The sequence below is a fragment of the Catellatospora bangladeshensis genome, assembly GCF_016862575.1.
In the GTDB taxonomy this organism is placed as follows: Bacteria; Actinomycetota; Actinomycetes; order Mycobacteriales; family Micromonosporaceae; genus Catellatospora; species Catellatospora bangladeshensis.
On record NZ_BONF01000063.1, the window covers coordinates 1 to 20,851 of the forward strand.

Sequence of the window (20,851 nt, forward strand, 5' to 3'; positions counted from 1 at the left end):
CTTAGGGCTGTCGTGGCAGCCCTGGTAGCACTGGGTGCAGTCGGTCGCACCCAGCTCCGGCCAGAACTCCAGGTCGACGGCGTGCCCACTCGCCTCGATCGCGCTGATCGTGCGTGATCGGATGACGCTACCCGTGCCGGGCAGACGTGGGTCATGCTCCCGCTCGTCCTGCGGGATGTGGTGGATGTAGCGACCGGCGACCTTCTCGCAGAAGTCGGTGTAGTCGCGCGTACGGATGATGAAGGCGTGCCAGAACCGGTCGACGACTGTCGAGGGACCGAGCGGTTCGGGTGCCACCGCGCAAGCAGCCAGGAAGCCGACCATCTGGGACACACCTCGCTGGCAGAAATTGACGCTCCACGTCGGGAACTGCTGTTGCACGTCCTTGACAAGCAAGCTCGCCACCTGGTCCGGGATGGCATCGCGCTGGTTCTGGTCGAGTAGCGTGGTCATCTGACCTCCACTGGTAGTGAGTGGTGGGCGGAGGGCGAGCGACGTTGCGAGCGGCAGCCTGTCCTCCGCGACTGTCTATGTGGCTGATCGATGGTGCCGAGGTCGCCGAGGCAGCGCGCCCAGACGCCAGAAGGCGGCGTGGGCGAGGATCCTGGACGGGCAAGGCGTGATCTCGCCGCAGGTTGCGCACACACCCGTGAACGGGACATTGTCGAGATGCTGCTCAATGAGTGCCTGGGCGGCGGCCGTGGTCTCCGGCAGCCGAACGACACCACGGGCGAGGACGCTTGTGGTCACGGAGTCTCCGCTTCTGCAGATGTCAGTACTCGTTCGGCCCAGAGCCGGGTGGTACAGGGATGCGGAACGCAAATCCCGAACTGGGCGCAACCCGAGCACCATCCCTCTTCGGTCGATGTGTGGGATCCGGCCGCGGTCTGGGCGGCTGGAACCAGCGCAATGAGATCGTCGGTGCGGGTCATGCCGACTCCTCGCGATCGTTGATCTGGCTCAATGTCACGCCTAGGCTTTTCTGGACACGAACGGGAGGGATCGGCATCACCTCCCGCCCGTGCCGTGTGAACAGCGTGGCCCGAATCTCGGGCGGGCTGAAGGTGGGCGGCGTTAGCCGCTGCGTTTGCTAACAGATCGGATGCCGCCGATGAGTAGCGCAGGTCGGGAGCTGCAACGCTGGCGCAAGAGGCGTCGGCTGTCCCTACGAGCCCTTGCCGAGAAGGTCAACTACAGCTACGTCTATCTGTGGGAGATCGAGAGAGGCGGCAAGCCGGCACTGGCCATGGTGATGGCAGCATGTGATCGTGCATTGGAAGCAGGCGGGGAGTTGGCCCGCCTTGCTGAAAAGGGCGGGGATGTGAAGCGACGGGAGTTCCTCCAGAGCACGGTTGCCGCACCGCTGATGCTCCGTGGTGCCCTGAGCGGGCTCAATGATCAGCTCTGGAAGGTCTACGTCGCGGCCTCGGACAAGAGTTCACTGCTTCCGCTGGCCAATGCCCAGCTCGTGATCACTGACGACGACCTGATGCGTGCTGATGTATTGCAGCTCATCGGGGAGATCTACTTCGACGGCAACCGCTACTCGGATGCGGTGCGCTGCTACACGGAAGCCGCGACAGCCGCCAGCGGCACGAACGCTGATCACGACCTCTGGGCTTGCGCGCTCATCCGCCATGCCTTCGTCGGCGTCTACGAACGCCGGTTCGCGGACGCACTGCGCCTGCTGGAACTGGCCGAGGGTGTGGCAGCTCGCGGGGACAGTCAGCTCACGACCTCGCCATGGGTGCAGGTCGTAAAGGCGCAAGCGCTGGCCGGCCTGGGCGATGCCAGCGGGTGCAGGCGGTCGCTGGACCTGTCCCACGCTCTTGACGGCCGTACGAACAACGGTGGCTGGCTGCGGTTCGATGGTTCTCGCATTGCCGAGGAGGCCGGGGCCTGTTTCATCCAGCTCGGTCGCCCAGACCAGGCCGAGATCCAGCTTGAACAGGCGCTCGCCGGTCTCGCTACGTCGTCGAGGCGGCGTGGCGTCGTCTTGGCGGACCTGGCCATGGTCGGCGTCATGCGCAAAGATCGCGAATACGCGCTCCACTACGCCAGCGGGGCGCTGTCGATCGCGCGAGAGACCGGCTCCGGCCTGCTCACGCGCAAGCTCATGAACGTTCAAGCCGAGATGCTGGGGGCATGGTGACCGGTGGTGAGATCTTCCGTGAGGCGTGGATCGCCGGGGTGCGCAAGCACTTCCCGGGCGAACCGAAAGCGTCCTACATCGTGCCGTGGGAGGGCACGCCCCACTGGGAGCGCGCCAGCGCCGGGGCCGTATACGAGCAGGTCGCGCTCCTCATCCGGCAGGGCGGCACCGACAAGCTGACGCGAGAGCAGAAAGGGCGCTTCGTCGCCCTCTGCTGGATCGCCCAGATCTACCACCACATCCCCGACCCGAAGCCCGCCTACGTCGCGAACTGGGAGCAGTTGCCGGACTGGCAGCAGGAGACCGACGCCGACATCTTCGAACACATCGCCGCGACCATGGACTGAAGCACCGCGCCCGGCACAAGCCGCCTGCTCGTTCGGCGTACCAGTGACACTGCGGGCCGGACACGCCGATGGCGCGGCGCTCGGGGCGCCGCGCCATCGGGTCTGTCGGGTGCTGTCTCAGGCGAAGTCGAACAGCGGTGGGAACACCAGCACGACCGTCCAGGCCCAGACCGCGTACACGGCCAGGTACCGCGTCTGCCACTGCTCCAGCCTGCCGAACGGCATCCGCCCGCGGATGAAGCCGAGGAACAGCCACGCCGACCAGGCCAGGTTGGCCAGCAGGATGAGGTTCTCGCCCAGGGCCGCCGTCTTGTTGGCGGTGAAGCCGAACTCGGTGATCCGGCCGGTGATCGCGATCAGCACCAGCACGTCGATGATCAGCGCACTGACCACCAGCGCCAGCTGCAGCTTGTCGAACAGGCCGGGCTTGGCCGCGGGGTTGCGCGCCGACAGGGCGTACAGCAGCAGCCCCAGCACCACCACGAGCAGCAGGTCGAACACGATGAGCACTTCGCGCTCGACGTCGATCACGCTGGTGGTGAAGGCGACGGCGCCGAGGAACGCCAGCAGCGTCGCGGTGAACAGCGGCGTGAACACCTTGGTCAGCACCGGCGCCATGTTCTCCACGACGCTCTGCTTCGCCTCGACCAGCCACGCGGCCACCACGACGGCGGCGACCGCGCCGCAGGGCAGCAGCCACTGGGAGATGAACGTCTCCGGGTTGATGCCGATGGCGTTGAACGTCCCGGCGGTGAACGCGGTGAGCACTCCGCCGCCGAGCGCGAGCAGCGCGTAGTAGATCAGGAATTCGCCGGTGAACCTGATGAAGTCCATCCGGCGCTGCCCGGATCGCCACTCGCCGCCGACGTAGGCGACGCCGACCACCAGCCAGAGCGCGATCGGCAGGTGGATCGCGGCGAGCACCAGGGTGTGCGAGTCGCCCGCCATGGGGTACGTGTTGACGGCCGTCGCGCCCAGCGCGAAGAACGCCGCGAGCAGGCCGATGACCCCGGCGCCGAGCCGGCGCTGCCACGCGAAGTACGCGGCCAGCGGCGCCAGCGCGAACAGGCCGGCGTTGCGCAGGAAGAAGGAGGCGGCGGCGTCGCTGTCCATGTCGAGGCCGAGCCAGCCGGGCACCTTGATCGCCAGGGCGGCTGCGGCCGCGCAGGCCACCATGACCGGCAGCTCCCGGCGGCTGCGAGCGGGGCCCGCGGGGTCGTCCCCGGTCAGCACGAGTTGCTTCCACAACCGGTCGGAGTGCTCCCGGGCGAACTCGCGGGACAGTTCGTCGAGGCTGCCCATGCGCTTGACGGCGATGAGGAAGGCCTCGTCGGGGTGCAGGCCGGCCTCGGTGAGGTCGGCGATGCGGCCGCGCAGGTGGTCCTCCAGCTCCTCCGCGTCGGCCTGGTGCATCTCCTGACGGCGGCGCACGTACGCGCGCCACTCGGCGATCTGGGTCTCCAGCTCGCTGTTGCTGTCTACGGTCATGCCGATCACGCCCCGGCCGGTGCGATGAGCGGCAGGGGCATGGGCGCGGCGTTCCACACGCCGCGCAGCGTGTCGACGACCGCGGCCCACTGGCGGCGCTGCTCGGTCAGCTCGGCCCGGCCCAGGTCGGTGATGCGGTAGTACTTGCGGCGGCGCTCGCCGGCCGGGCTCTGCCAGTGGGACTCGACGTAGCCGAGCCGCTCCAGCCGGTGCAGCAGGGGGTAGAGCAGGCCGTCGGTCCATTCGAGATGGCCGCCGGACAGGTTGTTGACCTGTTTGAGGATCGCGTAGCCGTAGCTCTCGCCCTCGGCGAGGATGCCGAGGACGAGTGGGGTCGCCGAGGCCGCGACGAGATCTTTCGTGATGTGCACGAGGGATACCGCCTATACCTAGAACTGCTATGTATCGTAGTTCTAGGCGTCAGCCGAGCGCAACGCCCTGACCTGTGAAGATCTGGTAGAGAGGCACCGCGGGCCGCTGTCGGAAACTGTGCTCCCAGCACGCCATGACGATCTTGCGGCCGGCGCTACTGTGACGCCCATGCCCACCCGTCACGCGCACTGCTCCTACTGCGGCAGCGCCTTCTCCGCCGACCAGCCGTGGCCGCGAACCTGCGCCGCCTGCGCGCAGATCAGCTACGTCAACCCGCTGCCGGTCGCGGTGGCGGTGCTGCCCGTGGGTGACGCGCTGCTCGGCGTCCGCCGCATCATCCCGCCCGGCGCGGGCCGGGTGGCGCTGCCCGGCGGCTTCATCGACCTCGGCGAGTCCTGGCAGCAGGCCGTCGTCCGCGAGCTGCGCGAGGAGACCGGCATCGAGGCCGACCCCGCCGACGTCACCCTCTACGACACCCTCAGCGCCCCCGACGGCACCCTCCTCGTCTTCGGCCTCCTACCCCCACGCTCTCTCGCCGACCTACCCCCCTCCACCCCCAACGCCGAATCCGCCGGCTGGGAGCTGGTAACCCCCACCACTCCCCTCGCCTTCTCCCTCCACACCGCCGTAGCCACCCGCTACTTCACCACCCACCCCGCCTAACGTGCGTCGATCTTGCGTGAGCTGTGGGTGCGACACGCATAAAAGGGGCGAAGTCATAACAGTTCGCGCAAGATCAACATGATCTTGGCGCAGCGCAGCGCGGGGCGGCGCGGGGCAGCGCGGCGCGGGGCGAGGGTGCGGGAGCATGGTGTGCGAGGCTGGGGGTGTGGGGCAGGATCCGCTAAGTCAGGCGCAGCGGCTCGCGGCTGCCGGTGAGCACGAGGCCGCGCTGCGGCTCGCGCGCGAGCTGGAGGCGGAGTACGCCGCGCAGGGCGACGACGGGGTGAACCTCCTGCTCTGGGTGCGGCTGAGCATGGCGCGGTGGCTGGCGGTGCAGGAACGGCCGGACCGGCGGGCGGCGCTGGCCGTGCTCGACGCGGCCGAGCAGACCTGGCGTTCCCCGGCGGTGCAGGGCTCGGAGATGGTGCACCTGCTGGGTGCGGAGCTGATGTCGCTGCGCAGCTTCGTGCTGCGCCAGCTCGGGTACGCCGCCGAGAGCCTCGCCGCGGGGGAGCAGGCCCTGGCCTTCTTCACCGAGCTGGAGCAGGACGCGCCCGAGATGCTGTCCGCGGTGGGGCGGGTGCCGCTGCTGCTCAACCGGGGCGCGGCGCTGGCCGACCTGGGCCGCACCGCCGAGTCGCTGGCCCCGCTGGCCCAGGCCCTGGCGGCGCTGCGCGAGGCCGGGGCGGCCGCCGTGCACCGCGACGTCGAGATCGAGCTGCTCGTGCTCCAGGGCACCTCGCTGACGCTGCTGGGCCGCTTCGCCGAGGCGGGCGCGGCCGAGGCCGAGGCGATCGCGTTCGCCCGCAAGGAGTCCGGACGGGCCGCCCGGCACCTGCTGGCCACCGCGCTGACCAACCACGCCACGACGCTGACCCGCGTGCGGCAGTACGACGAGGCCCTCGGCACGGTCCACGAGGCGATGGCGGTGCTGCGGGAGACCGACGGCGAGCCGGTGACCGCCGTGCAGCGGCGCCGCTGGGGCCTGCCGCTGTCCACCGAGGCCGAGGTCCTGCTCGCGGTGGGCCGCCGGGAGGACGCCGCCCGTGCCGCCCGCCGGGCCGAGCCCGTGCTGCGCGAGTACGCGGCCGAGGTGCCGCTGCTCGTCGCCGGTTCGCTGGCCAACGTGTGCCTGCTCATCGGCGAGGCCGAGGACGACAAGGCCTACGCGGACGAGGCACTGGAACGGCTGACCGAGCTGAACGAGCGCTTCCCCGGCCGCTACGAGTACTGGTGGCGGCGCGCCCGTGACCTGGTCGAACGCCTGCACAGCGGAGCCGGGTGACGGCGAGCTGCTCCTCGCTCCGTCTTCCCGGCCGTATTCATTGTATCGGTCGTGCAAGTCGTACAGATCGCCCCGAATGATGATTTTCGGGCGCTGGGCTGCGTTTAGCCTCGTCAAGCCACCCAATCCCACGTCACCGGGGAGCACTGTGCCTGACGCCAGAACGCAGGAGATCGCCATTGAACAGCAGGCCGTCGATCAGGTCTACGAGCGCGTCGAGGTGATGCGGGCGCAGGCCCGCGAGCTGGCCCGCGAGGGTCACCAGCGGGCCACCACCGGCCTGACCACCGGTCTCGTGGAACGCGACGCGATGGTCATCCGGGCGGACCGGCGGCTGCGCACCCTGGACGCCGAGGCCGAGGGTCTCGTGTTCGGCCGACTCGACTACGACGACGGCGAGGTCTACCGCATCGGCCGCCTCGGGCTGCGCGACGAGCAGTCCGAGCCGCTGCTGGTCGACTGGCGCGCCCCGGCCGCCGCCGCGTTCTACCGAGCCACGTCCGGCGAGCCGCTCGGCGTCGTACGCCGCCGCATCATCATCAGCCGCGGGCCCGAGGTCATCGACCTCGACGACGACCTGCTCGACCCGGACGGCGCCGGTGAGCTGCGCGTGCTCGGCGAGGGGGCGCTGCTCGCGGCGCTGCGGCGCTCGCGCGGCCCGCTCATGCGCGACATCGTCACCACCATCCAGCGCGAGCAGGACGAGGCCATCCGCTCGCCGGCCCGTGGCGTGACTGTGGTCACCGGGGGTCCCGGCACCGGCAAGACGCAGGTCGCGCTGCACCGCGCGGCATACCTGCTCTACACCGACCGGGGGCGCTTCGCCGACGGGCGGGTGCTCGTGGTCGGGCCGTCCACCGTGTTCACCAACTACATCAGCCGGGTGCTGCCCGCGCTCGGCGAGGACAGCGTGCACCTGCGCGCCATCGGCGAGCTGTTCGACGGGGTGACCGCCACCCGCCGCGACCCCGCGGCCGTGGCCGAGATCAAGGGCGCGGACACCATGCCGCGGCTGCTCACCGAGCTGATGTGGCAGACCCCGCCGGGCGCGCCCGCGCGACTGCGGCTGGTGTACGCGGGCCAGGTGCTCACCCTCGACGAGGCCGCGCTCGCCCAGGCGCGGGTACGCGCCCGCGAGCGCGCGGACCGGCTCGGCACCGCCCCCAACGCCGCCCGCGGCCTGGCCGCCGCCGCCCTGCTGGAGGCGCTGTGGACCCGCGTCGACGGGGAGCACCTGGAGCGCGGCGCGTTCGTCGAGGACGTCGCCGACCGGGGCGAGTTTTTGAGCTTCCTGCGCGACTGGTGGCCCCACCTGACCCCGCCGGACGTGCTGTCCTGGCTGGACGATCCGGCGCGGTCCGCGCCCGTGCTCGGCGCGGCGGCGGCCGAGGCGCTGGCCGTGTCCTACCGGGACTGCGACGGCTGGGCCGTGGACGACGTGCCGCTGCTCGACGAGCTGACCGGTCTGCTCGGCGAGGCGCCGCCGCCGCGCCGCCCGACCCAGGCCGAGACCGGCTGGCGGCTGCGCGAGCTGACCTCCGGCACGCAGCACGTCGACACGTTCGTGCTCAGCCTCGGCCTGCACGACGGCTGGAGCCTGTACGCGCCGGGCCATCCCACCCCGATCGCGCTGGCCGGGCCGAAGATCGACAACGACGCGATCCACGCCGCGCAGCGCTGGGCCGAGGCCGTCATCCTGCGCGAGGGCCACCGGGTGGTCAGCTGGACCGACGGCTTCGACCCGCACGGCGAGGACGGGTACGTGCCGGTGCTCGCCGAGCCGCTGCCGCCGCCGGAGCCCGAGCCGGAGGACACCGGTGGGGACGACTACGCCCACGTCATCCTCGACGAGGCGCAGGACCTGTCCCCGATGGAGGCACGGATGATCGCCCGCCGGGCGGCGTACGCCTCGATGACGATCGTCGGCGACCTCGGCCAGGCCACGCACCCGCTGGCCGCCGCGTCCTGGCCGGAGCTGCTCGCCCGGCTCGGCCGCCGGGAGGCGCGCACCCTGGAGCTGCGCACCGGCTACCGGGTGCCGCAGACGCTGGCCGACTATGCGGCCCGGCTGCTGCCGCCCGGCATCGCCCCGACCCGCTCCTACCGGCCCGGCGGCGAGCTGACCGTACGCCAGGTCGACGACCTGCACGCCGCCGTCCGGGAGGCGGTGCGCGACGCGCCGCGCGACGCGACGACCGCCGTCGTCGCCGCCGACCACACCGCCGCCGCGCTCGCGCCGCTCGTCGAGGGCGCGACGGTGGTGCCCGCCGGCGTCGTCAAGGGCCTGGAGTACGACCACGTGATCGTGGTCGAGCCCGCCGAGATCCTCGCCGCCGAACCCCGCGGCGCCAGCCGCCTCTACGTCGTCCTCACCCGCGCCGTGGCCAGCCTCGCCGTCCTGCACCACGCACCCCTGCCCCGGGCCCTCCAGCCCTGAGCACCCCGTCCCCTCGTCCACCCTGACCTGGCGCAACTGTTGAAGACCCGCGGCCTCAGATCACCTCTGAGGCCGCGGGTCTTCAAGAGTCGTCACAAAGGACGCCCGGGCGTCAGGCCGTGCCGTCCTTCGGGCTCCCGTGCTCCATGGTGGGGACGGCGGGCTGGGCAGGGGCCGTCGGGTAGGGGTCGGTGGCCTGTGCGGGAACGGCCGGGAACGGCGCGGCCGCCGGGGCGTCGTCGGGGTCGTCGCGGCCGGTGCGCAGGGCGAGCCGGTCCAGGGACAGGATCTGGACCGCGGCGATCGCGGCGGCGATGACGAGCAGCAGCGGCAGCGGGTACAGCCAGCCGGTCACGCCGCCGCCGCCCTCCAGGCCGCGGTAGCCGAACTCGGTGACGGTCTGCAGCACCACGACCTGCATGGGCGCGGAGTCCGGGCGCATCCCGGCGATCAGCGGCCACAGGGTGTCCTGCGCCGCGACGACCCAGACCATCAGCCCGGCCAGGCCGGCCACGGGCAGGGCCCGGGTCAGGCGTACGCCCCGGAACAGCAGCGCGCTGCCGAACAGCACCGGGATGCTCAGCGACGCGGGCGGGACCAGGAACAGGAACTCGCTGCCGTCCTCCATCCGGTGCCGGAACGCGTCCGGGATCAGCGCGGGCAGCCCGGTGAACAGCCACGGCGCGAACGGCAGCAGCAGCAGCTCGCTCCGCCGGCCGAGCGGCCGCAGCGCGCCGATGCCGTATCCGCCTAGCACGGCCGCGGTCACCCCGAGCAGCGTGGACAGCAGCGGCGGGATCCAGGTGGAGACCAGGTGCGGCAGCACCCCGGACTCCCGGGGCAGGGCCGAGAACGACACCGAGTGGGTCAGCCACGGCACCAGCGAGCCGAGCGCGATCAGCGCCGCCACCGCGGTGACCACCAGCGACACGGCGGTCCAGGGCGAGGTGCCGGCGGGCTGGTCCGGGGCGGGCTCGGCGGCGGCCTCGACCACCCGGGCGCGGGCGGCGATCAGCCATCCGGCGACGCCCACGCCGAGCACGGCCAGCACCGCCAGCAGCAGCACGGCACCGGCCGAGGCCACACCCAGGTCGGCGAAGCGGAACGCGACGTCGAAGATCAGCATCGCGGGCGATCCGAAGCGCGGGCCGTCCGGTCCCCGCAGCAGGTACGGGAAGGTGAACGACTGCAGGGCGTACGCCAGGGAGGTGGCCGTGATGATCCCGCCGACGAGCAGCAGGCCGGGCCACGCGTCGCCGAGCCGGGGCGACCGGCGCAGGACCAGCAGGAACGCGGTCGCACCGAGGCCCACGGCGAGCGCGCCGAACGCGCCGTACTGCCCGAGGAAGGGGTTGAGGTCGCGCGGCGACTCGAAGGACAGCAGCCACGCGACGGCGGCCATGGTGGCGCCCACCGCGGCCATGGGCAGCGCGAACGCGGCGCGCAGGGCCCACCGGCCGCGGCGTCCGGCCAGCGCGGCGAGCCAGGCCAGCAGCAGGCCGCCGATCAGCGCGGTGAAGGTCAGCGCCACGGCCAGCAGCAGCGGCCCGACCAGCGACTCGGCGAAGTCGTCGAACAGGGCGCTGTAGTTGTCGCCGCCCACCGATTCGGACGGCTTGTCGAGCAGGGACGCGTCGGTGAAGCTGGCCAGCAGCGTCCGTACGGACGGCACCAGGTAGCCGGTGAACAGGAGCACGGTCGCGGGGATCAGCGCGAGCAGGCCGAGCAGCACGCTCGTCCCGTTGCGGGGTGGCTTGGCCGGGGTGTCCAACATGTACCGGATGCTAACGGCCCGGGGCGACGCGGACAGCTTCGCCGAGGGGGTCGCGCCGTGACCCCGACCACCGATAAAGTCATCCTGTGATGACATGTCGCACATAAACTTGACTGATTCCAGAAAAGCGATCAGACTTCCGGGCGTGGCCACGACCCTGGACTTCCAGCGGTTGCTGCGGGAGGCCGCGCTGCGCGTTACCCGTCCGCGGGTGGCGGTGCTGGGCGCGGTGCACGCGCTTCCGCACGCCGACACGGACTCGATCATCGCCGCGGTGCGCCAGGGCTTGCCCGAGGTGTCCCACCAGGCCGTGTACGACTGCCTGCACGCGCTGACGGCCGCGGGCCTGGTGCGCCGCATCCAGCCGTCCGGCCTGGTGGCCCGCTACGAGGCCCGGGTGGGGGACAACCACCACCACTCGGTGTGCCGGTCCTGCGGGCTCATCGCCGACGTCGACTGCGCCGTCGGCGAGGCGCCCTGCCTGACCGCCGCCCACGACCACGGCTTCGCCGTCGACGAGGCCGAGGTCATCTACTGGGGTCGCTGCCCTGCCTGCTCCACCACGTAATTCCTGATCGACCTGATCCGGCAAGTCACGGAAGGAACCCGATGTCCGAGAACCACGACGCCATCGTGCACGACGCCGAGGCCGGTGCGGAGTCCCGCTGCCCGGTCGCGCACGGACGCGCGCCGCACCCGACCCAGGGCGACGGCAACCGCGGCTGGTGGCCCAACCACCTGAACCTGAAGATCCTCGCGAAGAACCCGGCCGTGGCCAACCCGCTCGGCGAGCGGTTCGACTACGCCGCGGCGTTCCAGACGCTGGACCTGGCCGCCGTCAAGCGGGACATCGCCGAGGTCCTCACGGCGTCGCAGGACTGGTGGCCGGCCGACTACGGGCACTACGGCCCGTTCATGATCCGTATGGCGTGGCACAGCGCGGGCACGTACCGGATCAGCGACGGCCGCGGTGGCGCCGGGGCCGGTCAGCAGCGGTTCGCGCCGCTGAACAGCTGGCCGGACAACGGCAACCTGGACAAGGCCCGCCGCCTGCTGTGGCCGGTGAAGAAGAAGTACGGCCAGAACCTGTCCTGGGCCGATCTGATGATCCTGGCCGGCAACGTCGCGCTGGAGTCGATGGGGTTCAAGACGTTCGGCTTCGGCGGCGGCCGCGCGGACGTGTGGGAGCCGGAGACCGACGTCTACTGGGGCCCGGAGACCACCTGGCTGGGCGACGCCCGCTACACCGGTGACCGCGAGCTGGAGAACCCGCTCGGCGCGGTCCAGATGGGCCTGATCTACGTCAACCCGGAGGGCCCCAACGGCAACCCGGACCCGATCGCCGCGGCCCGCGACATCCGCGAGACGTTCCGCCGCATGGCGATGAACGACGAGGAGACGGTCGCGCTGATCGCCGGCGGCCACACCTTCGGCAAGGCGCACGGCGCGGGCCCGGCGGACAACGTCGGCGCCGAGCCCGAGGGCGCGTCGATCGAGGAGCAGGGCCTGGGCTGGAAGAACAGCTTCGGCACCGGCAAGGGCGGCGACACCATCACCTCCGGCCTGGAGGGCGCGTGGACGAACACGCCGATCCAGTGGGACAACAGCTTCTTCGAGATCCTGTTCGGGTACGAGTGGGAGCTGTCCAAGAGCCCGGCCGGGGCGCACCAGTGGAAGCCCAAGGACGGCGCGGGCGCGGGCACGGTCCCGGACGCGCACGACGGGGCGAAGACCCACGCGCCGATGATGCTGACCACGGACCTCGCGCTGCGTTTCGACCCGGTGTACGAGCAGATCTCGCGCCGCTTCCTGGCCGACCCGGCGGCGTTCGCCGACGCGTTCGCCCGCGCCTGGTACAAGCTGACCCACCGTGACATGGGCCCGGCCGTGCGCTACCTGGGCAGCGAGGTCCCGTCCGAGGTGCTGATCTGGCAGGACCCGCTGCCGGCCGTGGACCACGAGCTGGTCGGCGCGGCCGACGTGGCGGCGCTCAAGGAGCGGATCCTGGCCACCGGCCTGACCGTGTCCGAGCTGGTCTCGACCGCGTGGGCGTCGGCGTCGACGTTCCGCGGCAGCGACAAGCGGGGCGGCGCGAACGGCGCCCGCGTCCGCCTGGAGCCGCAGAGCGGCTGGGAGGTCAACAACCCCGACCAGCTCGCGCGGGTGCTGCACGCCCTGGAGGGCGTCCGGGACGCGTTCAACGCCGCCCAGTCCGGCGGCAAGAAGGTCTCGCTGGCCGACGTGATCGTGCTGGCCGGTGCCGCCGCGGTGGAGCAGGCCGCGAAGGCGGCCGGTGTCACCGTGGAGGTGCCGTTCACCCCGGGCCGCACCGACGCCGCGCAGGACCAGACCGACGTGGAGTCGTTCGCGGCGCTGGAGCCGAAGGCCGACGGCTTCCGCAACTACCTGGGCAAGGGCAACCGCCTGCCCGCCGAGTACCTGCTGGTGGACAAGGCGAACCTGCTCACGCTGAGCGCGCCGGAGCTGACCGTGCTCGTCGGCGGCCTGCGGGTGCTGGGCGCGAACTACAACGGCTCGAACCTCGGCGTGCTCACCGAGACCCCCGGCCGCCTGACCAACGACTTCTTCGTGAACCTGCTCGACCTGGGCACCACGTGGCGGTCGACCTCCGCCGACCAGGAGACGTTCGAGGCGGTGGACGCGTCGGGCGCGGTCAAGTGGACCGGCACCCGCGCGGACCTGGTCTTCGGCTCGAACTCCGAGCTGCGGGCGCTGGCCGAGGTGTACGCGAGCGACGACGCGAAGGAGAAGTTCGTGACGGACTTCGTCGCCGCGTGGGCCAAGGTCATGGACCTGGACCGCTTCGACGTCTGATCCGGCACCACCCCTGAGGAAGCCCGCCGCCCCCCGTCGGCGGGCTTCCTCCTTTGTGTACCCGGAACTTCCGGACCTCCCGCCGGCATGCCTGCCGGGCCGGTGAAGGCCGTTCGGCGACGGTCGCCGACCGGTCGCCGACATCGATGACCGAAAGTTCCGGAACATATTGACGTGCGACGTTGCATCGCCGAGCCTGAGACCTGCCCTGGCATCCGTGATCATCAATCATGGATGCCGCTTCCACTGCCCGGAAGGAGGCGCAGTGAACCTCAGCTCAGAACACGCCCGCACCCGAGCGGCGCTGGCCGCGCTCGCGGTGTTCGCGCTCGCGGTCACCGGCGCGGCGACGGTCGTCGCCGCCACCACGTCCGCCCAGGCCGCACCCGCCCTCGCCGCCGAGGACGACGGTGCGGGCTGCCCGGTCACCCTGCCCGGCTCCACCACGTCCAACCCACGGCTGCCCGACCCGTTCCGCAGGATCGACGGCACCCGCATCACCACCAAGGCCGAGTGGACCTGCCGCCGCGAGGAGATCAAGAAGCTCGCCGAGCGCTACGTCTACGGCACCAAACCGGCCAGGCCCGCCAGCGTCACCGGCACGGTGTCCAGCTCGAACATCACCGTCAACGTGTCCGAGGGCGGACGCAGCGCGAGCTTCTCGGCCAGCGTGAGCCTGCCCACGACCGGCACCGCGCCGTACCCGGCGGTCGTGGTCGTGGGCGGACTCGGCGCGGACACCGCCACGATCCGCGCCGCCGGGGTCGCCGTCATCAACTACGACCCGCTGGCCGTCGGGCGGGAGGGCACGCCCCGCACCAACAAGCAGGGCGCGTTCTACAGCGTCTACGGCAACACCAGCAGCACCGGCCTGCTGCTCGCCTGGGGCTGGGGGGTGAGCCGCATCATCGACGTCGTCGAGCAGTCGGGCGGCGGCATCCTCAAGGCCGACGCGATGGGCGTCACCGGCTGCTCCCGCTACGGCAAGGGCGCGTTCGTCGCGGGCGCGTTCGACCAGCGCATCGCGCTGACCATGCCGATCGAGTCGGGCAGCGCCGGCGCGCCGATCCTGCGCGGCATCCCCGGCGAGTCCGGGGCGCAGCCGCTGAGCAGCGCGTACTCCGAGCAGCCGTGGCTGGGCGACGCGTTCAGCTCGTTCACCGGCAACCCGAACGGGCTGCCGATCGACACGCACCAGATCGTCGGCATGATCGCGCCGCGCGGGCTGTTCCTGATGGAGAACCCGCGCATCGACTGGCTGGCCGCCCGCTCCGGCAGCGTGGCCGCGCTCGGCGGCGCCGAGATCTACAAGGCGCTCGGCGCGGGTTCGAACCTCACCTACTGGTCGGACGTCGCGGACGGCACGCACTGCGCGGTACGCAGCGAGTGGCGTACGCCGCTGCAGCAGAACCTGCAGAAGTTCCTGCTCAAGACCGGCAGCGCCGCGGGCGTCATCCGGATCTCCAGCCTGAAGTCCGGCAACCTCGCCGACTGGCGCGACTGGACGACACCCACCCTGCTCGACGGCCCCCCGACCTCCCCACCGCCGAACTCCCCGTCCCCCTCCACGGTCCCGTCCTCCCCGCCACCGTCCTCGCCTCCGCCGTCCTCCCCGCCGCCCTCGTCGCCTCCGCCGTCGCCTCCGCCGCCGACGGGCACCTGCGGCGCGGCGTTCCGCACGGTCAACTCCTGGCCGGGCGGCTTCCAGGGCGAGATCACGGTGACCGCGGGCGCCTCGGCGATCAGCGGCTGGACCGTGACCTGGACCCTCGCCTCCGGCCAGACCATCACCCAGCTCTGGAACGGCACCCTCACCACCAGCGGCTCCACCGCCACCGTCAGAAACCTGTCCTACAACGGCTCACTCGCCCCACGAGCCTCGACCACCTTCGGCTTCACCGCCACCGGCCCCGCCGCAACCCCCTCCCTCACCTGCACCTGATGAAAGGAAGGGCACCTTCTTATCGCTTTCCGATGTAGAAGGTGCCCTTCCGAACCTCTCAGGCCGCTGGGCTGCCGCGGCGTCTGCGTACGGTGGCCACGGCGCCGGTCGCCAGCAGGGCGACGGCGGCGGCCAGGACGAACGTCGCGGCGCGCGGGTGCGGGGCGCCGCCGGACTGCGACGCGGCGGCCGGGGCGAGCGCGGGGGCGGTCGCGGCGGGGGACGGGGACGGCGAAGCGGTGACCACGGTGGCCTTCGGGCGGCCCGCGTCGGTGACCGCGGCCTGCGGTGCGGGACCGGTGGCGGGCCACGACCTGGCCGAGGTGGCCGCGACGGACAGGTGGCCGAGCGAGGTGTCCAGGATGACCGCCTTTCCGAGCAGCAGTTGCACACGCACGGTGGCGGCCTCGGCGGACACCGCGGAGTCGGTGAGGGTGCGGACCAGCTCGCCGATGGAGACCCGCACGGACAGCAGCGAGCGGGTCGGCGTACGGCCGCGCAGCGACGCGTTGACGTACACGTCGGTGGAGATCTTCTCGGCGGACAGGTGCGCCACCGGGCGGCCCGCCGCGGTGACCTCCAGCACCGCGGGCCGGTAGTCCACCAGCGACCGGGCACGGCTGCCCCCGGCCACCGCGAGCAGCTTCGGCTGGCTGACGACCTTGACGGACACCTCGGCGGCCGTACCGTCGAACAGCGACACCTCGGCCAGGGAGCTGCCCGCCCCGGCCGCGACGCCGACCCGGTTGCCGGGCAGGCGTACCAGCTCGGTGAACGCCTGCGACGCGCCCGCCGAGCGGACCCGCAGCAGGCTCGTCCCGGCGTCGGAGCCGTCGGCGCCCCCGGCGGAGACCGCACCGCCGCCCGCGGGCAGCAGCGTCAGCGAGCCGATGCCGGTCGCGGCGCGGGTCAGCGGACCCGTCTGCCCGCACCGGTAGTCCCGTCGCCAGGACGCGTCGGAGGTCAGCCTGCCCGCCTCCGCGTCGAGCAGGCCCGGCGCGTTCAGGGCCGACAGTCGCGTCTCGTGCGGCCCCGGCGATCCGGCCGTCGTGGCGATGCTGCGGGAGACGGCCGGCTCGCCGGGGTCGATGCCGAGCACGGCCAGCTCGCTCAGGTGTGCGGCCGCGACGGCCGGCTGGGCGGACGCGCTGTCCACGGCGCCGGTCGCGGAGGCCAGCCGCAGGTCGGCCAGCGGCCGGTCACGCAGGATCGGCAGGTCCAGGGCCCGCAGCCGCAGCACGTCGGCCTGTGCCGAGGCGCTGAACCGCGCGGTGCAGCCGGGCCCGGCCTGGGCCGCGCCCAGCGGGACCAGGGCCGCGCAGGCTCCCGCGGCGAGCCCGGCGGCGGTCGCGGCGGCGCCGGTACGTCGTAGCCATGTCATGTGAACCCGTCCCTCTTCGTCGGGGGCATCGACATCCGCACAACGAGGACCGGCCACAACGGACGTTCGGCGTTATCGATTCGTTACCGAACCCGCTCGCAGGCGCACCGCCGGTCCGGCAGGCCGTGGACCCGTTGCGCCGTATCGGGAAGAATGCGCAGCGCACGCCCCCGGCACAACGGAATAAGGTACAAATGCGACGTACTGCTGCACTCCTCGGCTCACTCCTGCTCGCCGCGAGCGTCACGCTCGCCGCGCAGGCCCCCGCCCATGCGGCCCCGGCGCGGGCCAACGGCCAGGCGAACACCGTCGTCTTCATCCACGGCTGGAGCCCCGACGGCGACGCGAACTGCGACGCGTACTGGTCCGCCGTCACGAACCAGTTCACGAACGCGGGCTGGACGGGCGACCTGGTGACGTTCGGCTACTACTCGGGCAACACCGACTGCGACATCCTGTTCCCCGGCGACACCATGAACACGTCGATCAAGGCGGTCGGCAAGGCCCTGGCCAACGAGCTGTACAGCCGCTACTCGGCCAGCGGCGTCAAGGTCGACGTCGTCGCGCACTCGATGGGCGGCCTCGTGATCCGCTCCGCGCTGACCGAGGTGGCCAAGGGCACGGCCGGGTATCCGCCGTACCTGTACGTCGAGGACGTGGTGACGCTGGGCACGCCGCACGCCGGCGCCACCTTCGCCGGCTGGTGCAGCCTCACCCTCTGGCTGCAGTGCAAGGAGATGGCCGCAGGCAGCTCGTTCCTCAACGGCCTGGCGGCCCGCCCGGAGTCGGCGATGGGCACCGACTGGACCGTGATCTCGTCGTTCGACGACGGGGACGTGGACGAGTCGTCCGGCGTCGCGATGAACGCCCAGCACAAGATCCAGTACGACGCCGACCTGGACCACACCGAGCTGCGTACGGCCACCGGCAGCTTCAACGCCCGCTACTGGCACACCGCGACCGCCACCACCTGGAGCGCCTGGGGCACCCGCGTCGGCCCGCTCCAGTGGGCCAAGAACGCCTGCTACTACCACGCCTCCACCTGACCGTACGGATCGACGCAGGGAGATTTGCCTCTGGTGCGAGGGGTCGCGGTCGTGCAACGATCCCTTCGCATCGCGGTGTGGCGGCGTCCTGATCGGACCGGTGGCGGTTATCGCCCGCCATCCGCCAGTCAGGAGGGACACCCCCGTGAGACTCAACCGACGGGCCGGTCGACGACCGGCCTCGATGGTGCTCGCCGTCGTCGCCACCGCCGCGCTCGCGGCCTCGGCGACCGCGGGCGCCCAGGCGGCCCCGCCCAGCTCGGAGGCCACCGCGCTGTACCTGGTGCAGACGGTCAGCGACCCGGTCGCCACGTACTCCGGCGGCGTCAGCGGCTACGCCGCGACCCGGCCCGCCGCCGGGGAGCGGGTGGACGCCCACTCCTCCGCCTCCCAGCGCTGGCGTGACCGGCTGCGCGGCGAGCACGACGCCGCGCTGCGCGGCGCCCGGGTCGACACCCGCCGCAAGTCCTACGACTACGGCGTCACCTTCAACGGCTTCAGCGCCCGCCTCACCGCCGCCGAGGCGGCCCGGCTGCGCGCCGACGGCGGCGTGCTGCGCGTGTGGAAGAGCGAGCAGCTGACCGCCGATACCATCACCACCCGCGACTTCCTGGGCCTGACCGGCACCGGGGGCGTATGGAACAAGCAGTTCGCAGGCGACGCGCACGCCGGTGAGGGCGTCATCGTCGGCATCATCGACTCCGGCATCTGGGTGGAGAACCCGTCGTTCGCCGCGCTGCCCACCCCGCGCCCGGACCAGCGCACCATCAACAAGAAGTGGAAGGGCACCTGCGACGTCGGCGTCGAGCAGCCGGTGTCCTGCAACAACAAGGTGATCGGCGCCCGCTACTTCCACGACGACGCCAACGTCAACGAGGCCGAGTTCCTCTCCCCGCGTGACTACAACGGGCACGGCTCGCACACCGCCTCCACCACGGCCGGCAACTTCGGCGTGCCCGCCTCGATCAACGGCGGCTCGGTCGGCACCGTGTCCGGTGTCGCCCCGGCGGCGCGGATCGCGGCGTACAAGGTGCTCTGGCACAACCCGGCGGCGGGCAACTCCTCCGGCGGCACCGCCGACATCGTGGCCGCGATCGACGCGGCCGTCGCCGACGGCGTCGACGTGATCAACTACTCCATCTCGGGCTCGCGGCAGTACGTCGTCGACCCGGCGGAGATCGCGTTCCTCAACGCCGCCGCCGCGGGCGTGTTCGTCGCCGCCTCGGCCGGCAACTCCGGCGACCAGCTCGGCGCGGGCAGCGTCGCGCACAACTCGCCGTGGCTGACCACGGTCGCGGCCAGCACGCACGACCGCGGCAACACCAAGACGCTGACCCTGGGCGACGGCTCGACCTACACCGGTGTCGGCGTCGGCCCGGCGGTCGGCCCGGCCACCCTGATCGACTCCACCGTCGCGGGCCTGGCCGGCGCGGACCAGGCGCTGGTCAACCTGTGCTACATCGGCACGCTGGACCCGGCGAAGGTGGCGGGCAAGATCGTGCTGTGCGACCGGGGCGGCAACGCCCGGGTGGACAAGAGCAAGGCGGTCGCCGACGCGGGCGGCATCGGCATGATCCAGGCGAACACCAGCAGCGCCCAGTCGCTCAACGCCGACTTCCACTCGGTGCCCAGCGTGCACCTGGACGCCACGGCGGGCGCCGCGGTCACCGCGTACGCCGCCACGGCCAACCCGACCGCCGCCATCTCCGCGGTCAGCGCCGACCCGGTGCGCGCCCCGGTCATGGCCGGCTTCTCGTCCTACGGCCCGGCCCTGGCCGGCAACGGCGACCTGCTCAAGCCGGACATCACCGGCCCCGGCGTGGACGTGATCGCCGCCGTAGCGCCGCCGAACAACGGCGGCAACAACTTCAACTCGCTGTCGGGCACCTCGATGTCCTCGCCGCACATCGCCGGCCTGGCCGCCCTGCTCAAGAGCAAGAACCCGAAGTGGTCGCCGATGTGGATCAAGTCGGCGCTGATGACCACCGCCACCACCAAGGACAACACCGGCCAGCCGATCCAGTGGTCGCAGGGTGACGCCACCCCGCTCAACTACGGCTCCGGCCACGTCGTGCCCGGCAGCGCCTTCGACCCGGGCCTGGTCTACGACTCCACCCCGGAGCAGTGGCTGCAGTACGCCTGCGGCATCGGCCAGCTCCAGCTGATCACCGAGGAGTCGTTCTGCCAGTCGGTCGGCTCGATCGACCCGAGCGACCTGAACTACCCGTCGATCGCCGTCGGCGACCTGCCGGGCGTGCAGACCGTGACCCGCCGGGTCACCAACATCAGCAAGAACTCCTCGGTGTACGCCGCACAGGTGACCGCCCCGGCCGGGTTCAAGGTCACGGTGTCGCCGAAGACGATGACGGTGCCGCCGGGCGCCACCAAGTCGTTCAAGGTCACCGTCACCCGCACCACGGCCACGGCCGGCACCTGGGCATTCGGCTCGCTGAGCTGGTCCGACCTGCGCGGCCACAAGGTGACCAGCCCCATCGCGGTGCGTTACGCCGCGCTGGCCGCCCCGGTCGAGGCCACCGGCTCGGGCACGAGCGGCAGCGTCGCGCTGCCGGTCCGCACCGGCTACGCGGGCACGCTGACCACGGCGGTGTCCGGCCTGACCGCCGCCGAGGTGAGCGGCCTGGCCTTCGACGGCCCGAGCTCGACCTTCACCCCGGTGGTGTCGGGCTCGACGAAGAAGGTCACGGTGACGGTCCCGGCCGGCACCGCGCTGGCCCGCTTCTCCACGTTCGACGCCGACGTCCCCATGGGCACCGACGTCGACCTGCACGTCTTCCCGGCGGGCATGACCACCGGCGAGGTGGCCACCAGCGACGGCGGCACCGCGCAGGAGTCGGTGACGCTGGGCGCGGGCAGCTACGACGTGTACGTGCACCTGTTCGCGTCGTCCGGCGCGCTCACCGTGCCCGGCCACGCCTGGGTCGTGCCGTCCGCCGCGGCCGGCAACCTCACGGCCACCCCGGCCACCCAGCCCGCCTCCGTCAACGGCGCCGCCACGGTGACCGCGACCTGGTCCGGGCTCACCGCGGGCGTGCGCTACCTCGGCGTGCTCACCTTCGGTGACGGCACCTCGGCCGTCGGCCGCTCGGTGCTGGCGATCACGGGCTGATC

15 protein-coding genes are annotated in these 20,851 nt (G+C 71.9%); 10 read left to right on the forward strand and 5 right to left on the reverse strand.

Features of this window, described 5'->3' with window-relative positions:
* On the reverse strand, nucleotides 1-453 hold a 453-nt coding region (locus Cba03nite_RS37720; protein WP_203757078.1), incomplete at its 3' end, for a glycine-rich domain-containing protein.
* 658 nt (nucleotides 454-1,111) lie between these two features.
* On the opposite strand from Cba03nite_RS37720, the gene Cba03nite_RS37725 reads away from it, so the two are divergent.
* Together Cba03nite_RS37725 and Cba03nite_RS37730 are read left to right on the forward strand one after the other, a co-directional pair.
* A complete protein-coding gene (locus tag Cba03nite_RS37725) occupies nucleotides 1,112-2,152 on the forward strand; it encodes a helix-turn-helix domain-containing protein (RefSeq protein ID WP_203757079.1) in 1,041 nt (346 codons plus the stop codon).
* Complete coding sequence (locus Cba03nite_RS37730; RefSeq protein WP_203757080.1) at nucleotides 2,146-2,499, forward strand: hypothetical protein; 354 nt, start codon at nucleotides 2,146-2,148, stop codon at nucleotides 2,497-2,499. Before Cba03nite_RS37725 ends, Cba03nite_RS37730 begins: the two co-directional genes overlap by 7 nt.
* Nucleotides 2,500-2,616: 117 nt before the next feature.
* Here Cba03nite_RS37730 and Cba03nite_RS37735 read toward each other — a convergent pair whose 3' ends face one another.
* Nucleotides 2,617-3,987, reverse strand: coding sequence for a permease prefix domain 1-containing protein (locus tag Cba03nite_RS37735; protein ID WP_203757082.1), 1,371 nt, complete (start codon nucleotides 3,985-3,987; stop codon nucleotides 2,617-2,619).
* 5 nt (nucleotides 3,988-3,992) lie between these two features.
* Nucleotides 3,993-4,358, reverse strand: coding sequence for a PadR family transcriptional regulator (locus tag Cba03nite_RS37740; protein WP_203757084.1), 366 nt, complete (start codon nucleotides 4,356-4,358; stop codon nucleotides 3,993-3,995).
* 169 nt (nucleotides 4,359-4,527) lie between these two features.
* Between Cba03nite_RS37740 and Cba03nite_RS37745 the strand changes: the two genes are divergently transcribed.
* The 3 genes from Cba03nite_RS37745 to Cba03nite_RS37755 all read left to right on the forward strand — a co-directional run bounded on the left by Cba03nite_RS37745 (nucleotide 4,528) and on the right by Cba03nite_RS37755 (nucleotide 8,744).
* Nucleotides 4,528-5,022: an NUDIX domain-containing protein gene (locus Cba03nite_RS37745; RefSeq protein ID WP_203757086.1), complete on the forward strand. Its 495-nt coding sequence runs from the start codon at nucleotides 4,528-4,530 to the stop codon at nucleotides 5,020-5,022.
* Between the two features lie 166 nt (nucleotides 5,023-5,188).
* Nucleotides 5,189-6,307 (forward strand): hypothetical protein, encoded by a 1,119-nt coding sequence (locus tag Cba03nite_RS37750; RefSeq protein ID WP_203757087.1) that lies wholly within the window; start codon nucleotides 5,189-5,191, stop codon nucleotides 6,305-6,307.
* A 148-nt stretch (nucleotides 6,308-6,455) separates the two neighbouring features.
* On the forward strand, nucleotides 6,456-8,744 hold the full coding sequence (locus tag Cba03nite_RS37755; protein ID WP_239126317.1) for a HelD family protein: 2,289 nt from the start codon (nucleotides 6,456-6,458) through the stop codon (nucleotides 8,742-8,744).
* A gap of 112 nt (nucleotides 8,745-8,856) precedes the next feature.
* On the opposite strand, the gene Cba03nite_RS37760 is transcribed toward Cba03nite_RS37755, so the two are convergent.
* Nucleotides 8,857-10,518, reverse strand: coding sequence for an ABC transporter permease family protein (locus Cba03nite_RS37760; protein WP_203757088.1), 1,662 nt, complete (start codon nucleotides 10,516-10,518; stop codon nucleotides 8,857-8,859).
* 145 nt (nucleotides 10,519-10,663) lie between these two features.
* Between Cba03nite_RS37760 and Cba03nite_RS37765 the strand changes: the two genes are divergently transcribed.
* The 3 genes from Cba03nite_RS37765 to Cba03nite_RS40170 all read left to right on the forward strand — a co-directional run bounded on the left by Cba03nite_RS37765 (nucleotide 10,664) and on the right by Cba03nite_RS40170 (nucleotide 15,295).
* A complete protein-coding gene (locus Cba03nite_RS37765) occupies nucleotides 10,664-11,086 on the forward strand; it encodes a Fur family transcriptional regulator (RefSeq protein WP_203757090.1) in 423 nt (140 codons plus the stop codon).
* Between the two features lie 41 nt (nucleotides 11,087-11,127).
* Entirely contained in the window at nucleotides 11,128-13,353 is a 2,226-nt protein-coding gene (gene katG / locus Cba03nite_RS37770) for a catalase/peroxidase HPI (protein WP_203757092.1), read from the forward strand.
* 265 nt (nucleotides 13,354-13,618) lie between these two features.
* Nucleotides 13,619-15,295, forward strand: coding sequence for a glucuronyl esterase domain-containing protein (locus Cba03nite_RS40170; RefSeq protein ID WP_239126318.1), 1,677 nt, complete (start codon nucleotides 13,619-13,621; stop codon nucleotides 15,293-15,295).
* Nucleotides 15,296-15,353: 58 nt separating this feature from the next.
* On the opposite strand, the gene Cba03nite_RS37780 is transcribed toward Cba03nite_RS40170, so the two are convergent.
* A complete protein-coding gene (locus Cba03nite_RS37780) occupies nucleotides 15,354-16,676 on the reverse strand; it encodes a hypothetical protein (protein ID WP_203757094.1) in 1,323 nt (440 codons plus the stop codon).
* Between the two features lie 194 nt (nucleotides 16,677-16,870).
* Between Cba03nite_RS37780 and Cba03nite_RS37785 the strand changes: the two genes are divergently transcribed.
* Nucleotides 16,871-17,722 (forward strand): esterase/lipase family protein, encoded by an 852-nt coding sequence (locus Cba03nite_RS37785; RefSeq protein ID WP_203757096.1) that lies wholly within the window; start codon nucleotides 16,871-16,873, stop codon nucleotides 17,720-17,722.
* A 145-nt stretch (nucleotides 17,723-17,867) separates the two neighbouring features.
* Nucleotides 17,868-20,849, forward strand: a complete 2,982-nt coding sequence (locus tag Cba03nite_RS37790) for a S8 family serine peptidase (RefSeq protein WP_239126319.1) — start codon at nucleotides 17,868-17,870, stop codon at nucleotides 20,847-20,849.
* Nucleotides 20,850-20,851 lie beyond the last annotated feature (2 nt).

What these genes read in the sequence shown, in the direction of transcription:
- Cba03nite_RS37780 (WP_203757094.1), bottom strand. Translation starts at nt 16,676, where the DNA reads ATGACATGGCTACGACGTACCGGCGCCGCCGCGACCGCCGCCGGGCTC.
- Cba03nite_RS37760 (WP_203757088.1), bottom strand. Translation starts at nt 10,518, where the DNA reads ATGTTGGACACCCCGGCCAAGCCACCCCGCAACGGGACGAGCGTGCTG.
- Cba03nite_RS37785 (WP_203757096.1), top strand. Translation starts at nt 16,871, where the DNA reads ATGCGACGTACTGCTGCACTCCTCGGCTCACTCCTGCTCGCCGCGAGC.
- Cba03nite_RS37730 (WP_203757080.1), top strand. Translation starts at nt 2,146, where the DNA reads ATGGTGACCGGTGGTGAGATCTTCCGTGAGGCGTGGATCGCCGGGGTG.
- Cba03nite_RS37745 (WP_203757086.1), top strand. Translation starts at nt 4,528, where the DNA reads ATGCCCACCCGTCACGCGCACTGCTCCTACTGCGGCAGCGCCTTCTCC.
- katG (WP_203757092.1), top strand. Translation starts at nt 11,128, where the DNA reads ATGTCCGAGAACCACGACGCCATCGTGCACGACGCCGAGGCCGGTGCG.
- Cba03nite_RS37735 (WP_203757082.1), bottom strand. Translation starts at nt 3,987, where the DNA reads ATGACCGTAGACAGCAACAGCGAGCTGGAGACCCAGATCGCCGAGTGG.
- Cba03nite_RS37725 (WP_203757079.1), top strand. Translation starts at nt 1,112, where the DNA reads ATGAGTAGCGCAGGTCGGGAGCTGCAACGCTGGCGCAAGAGGCGTCGG.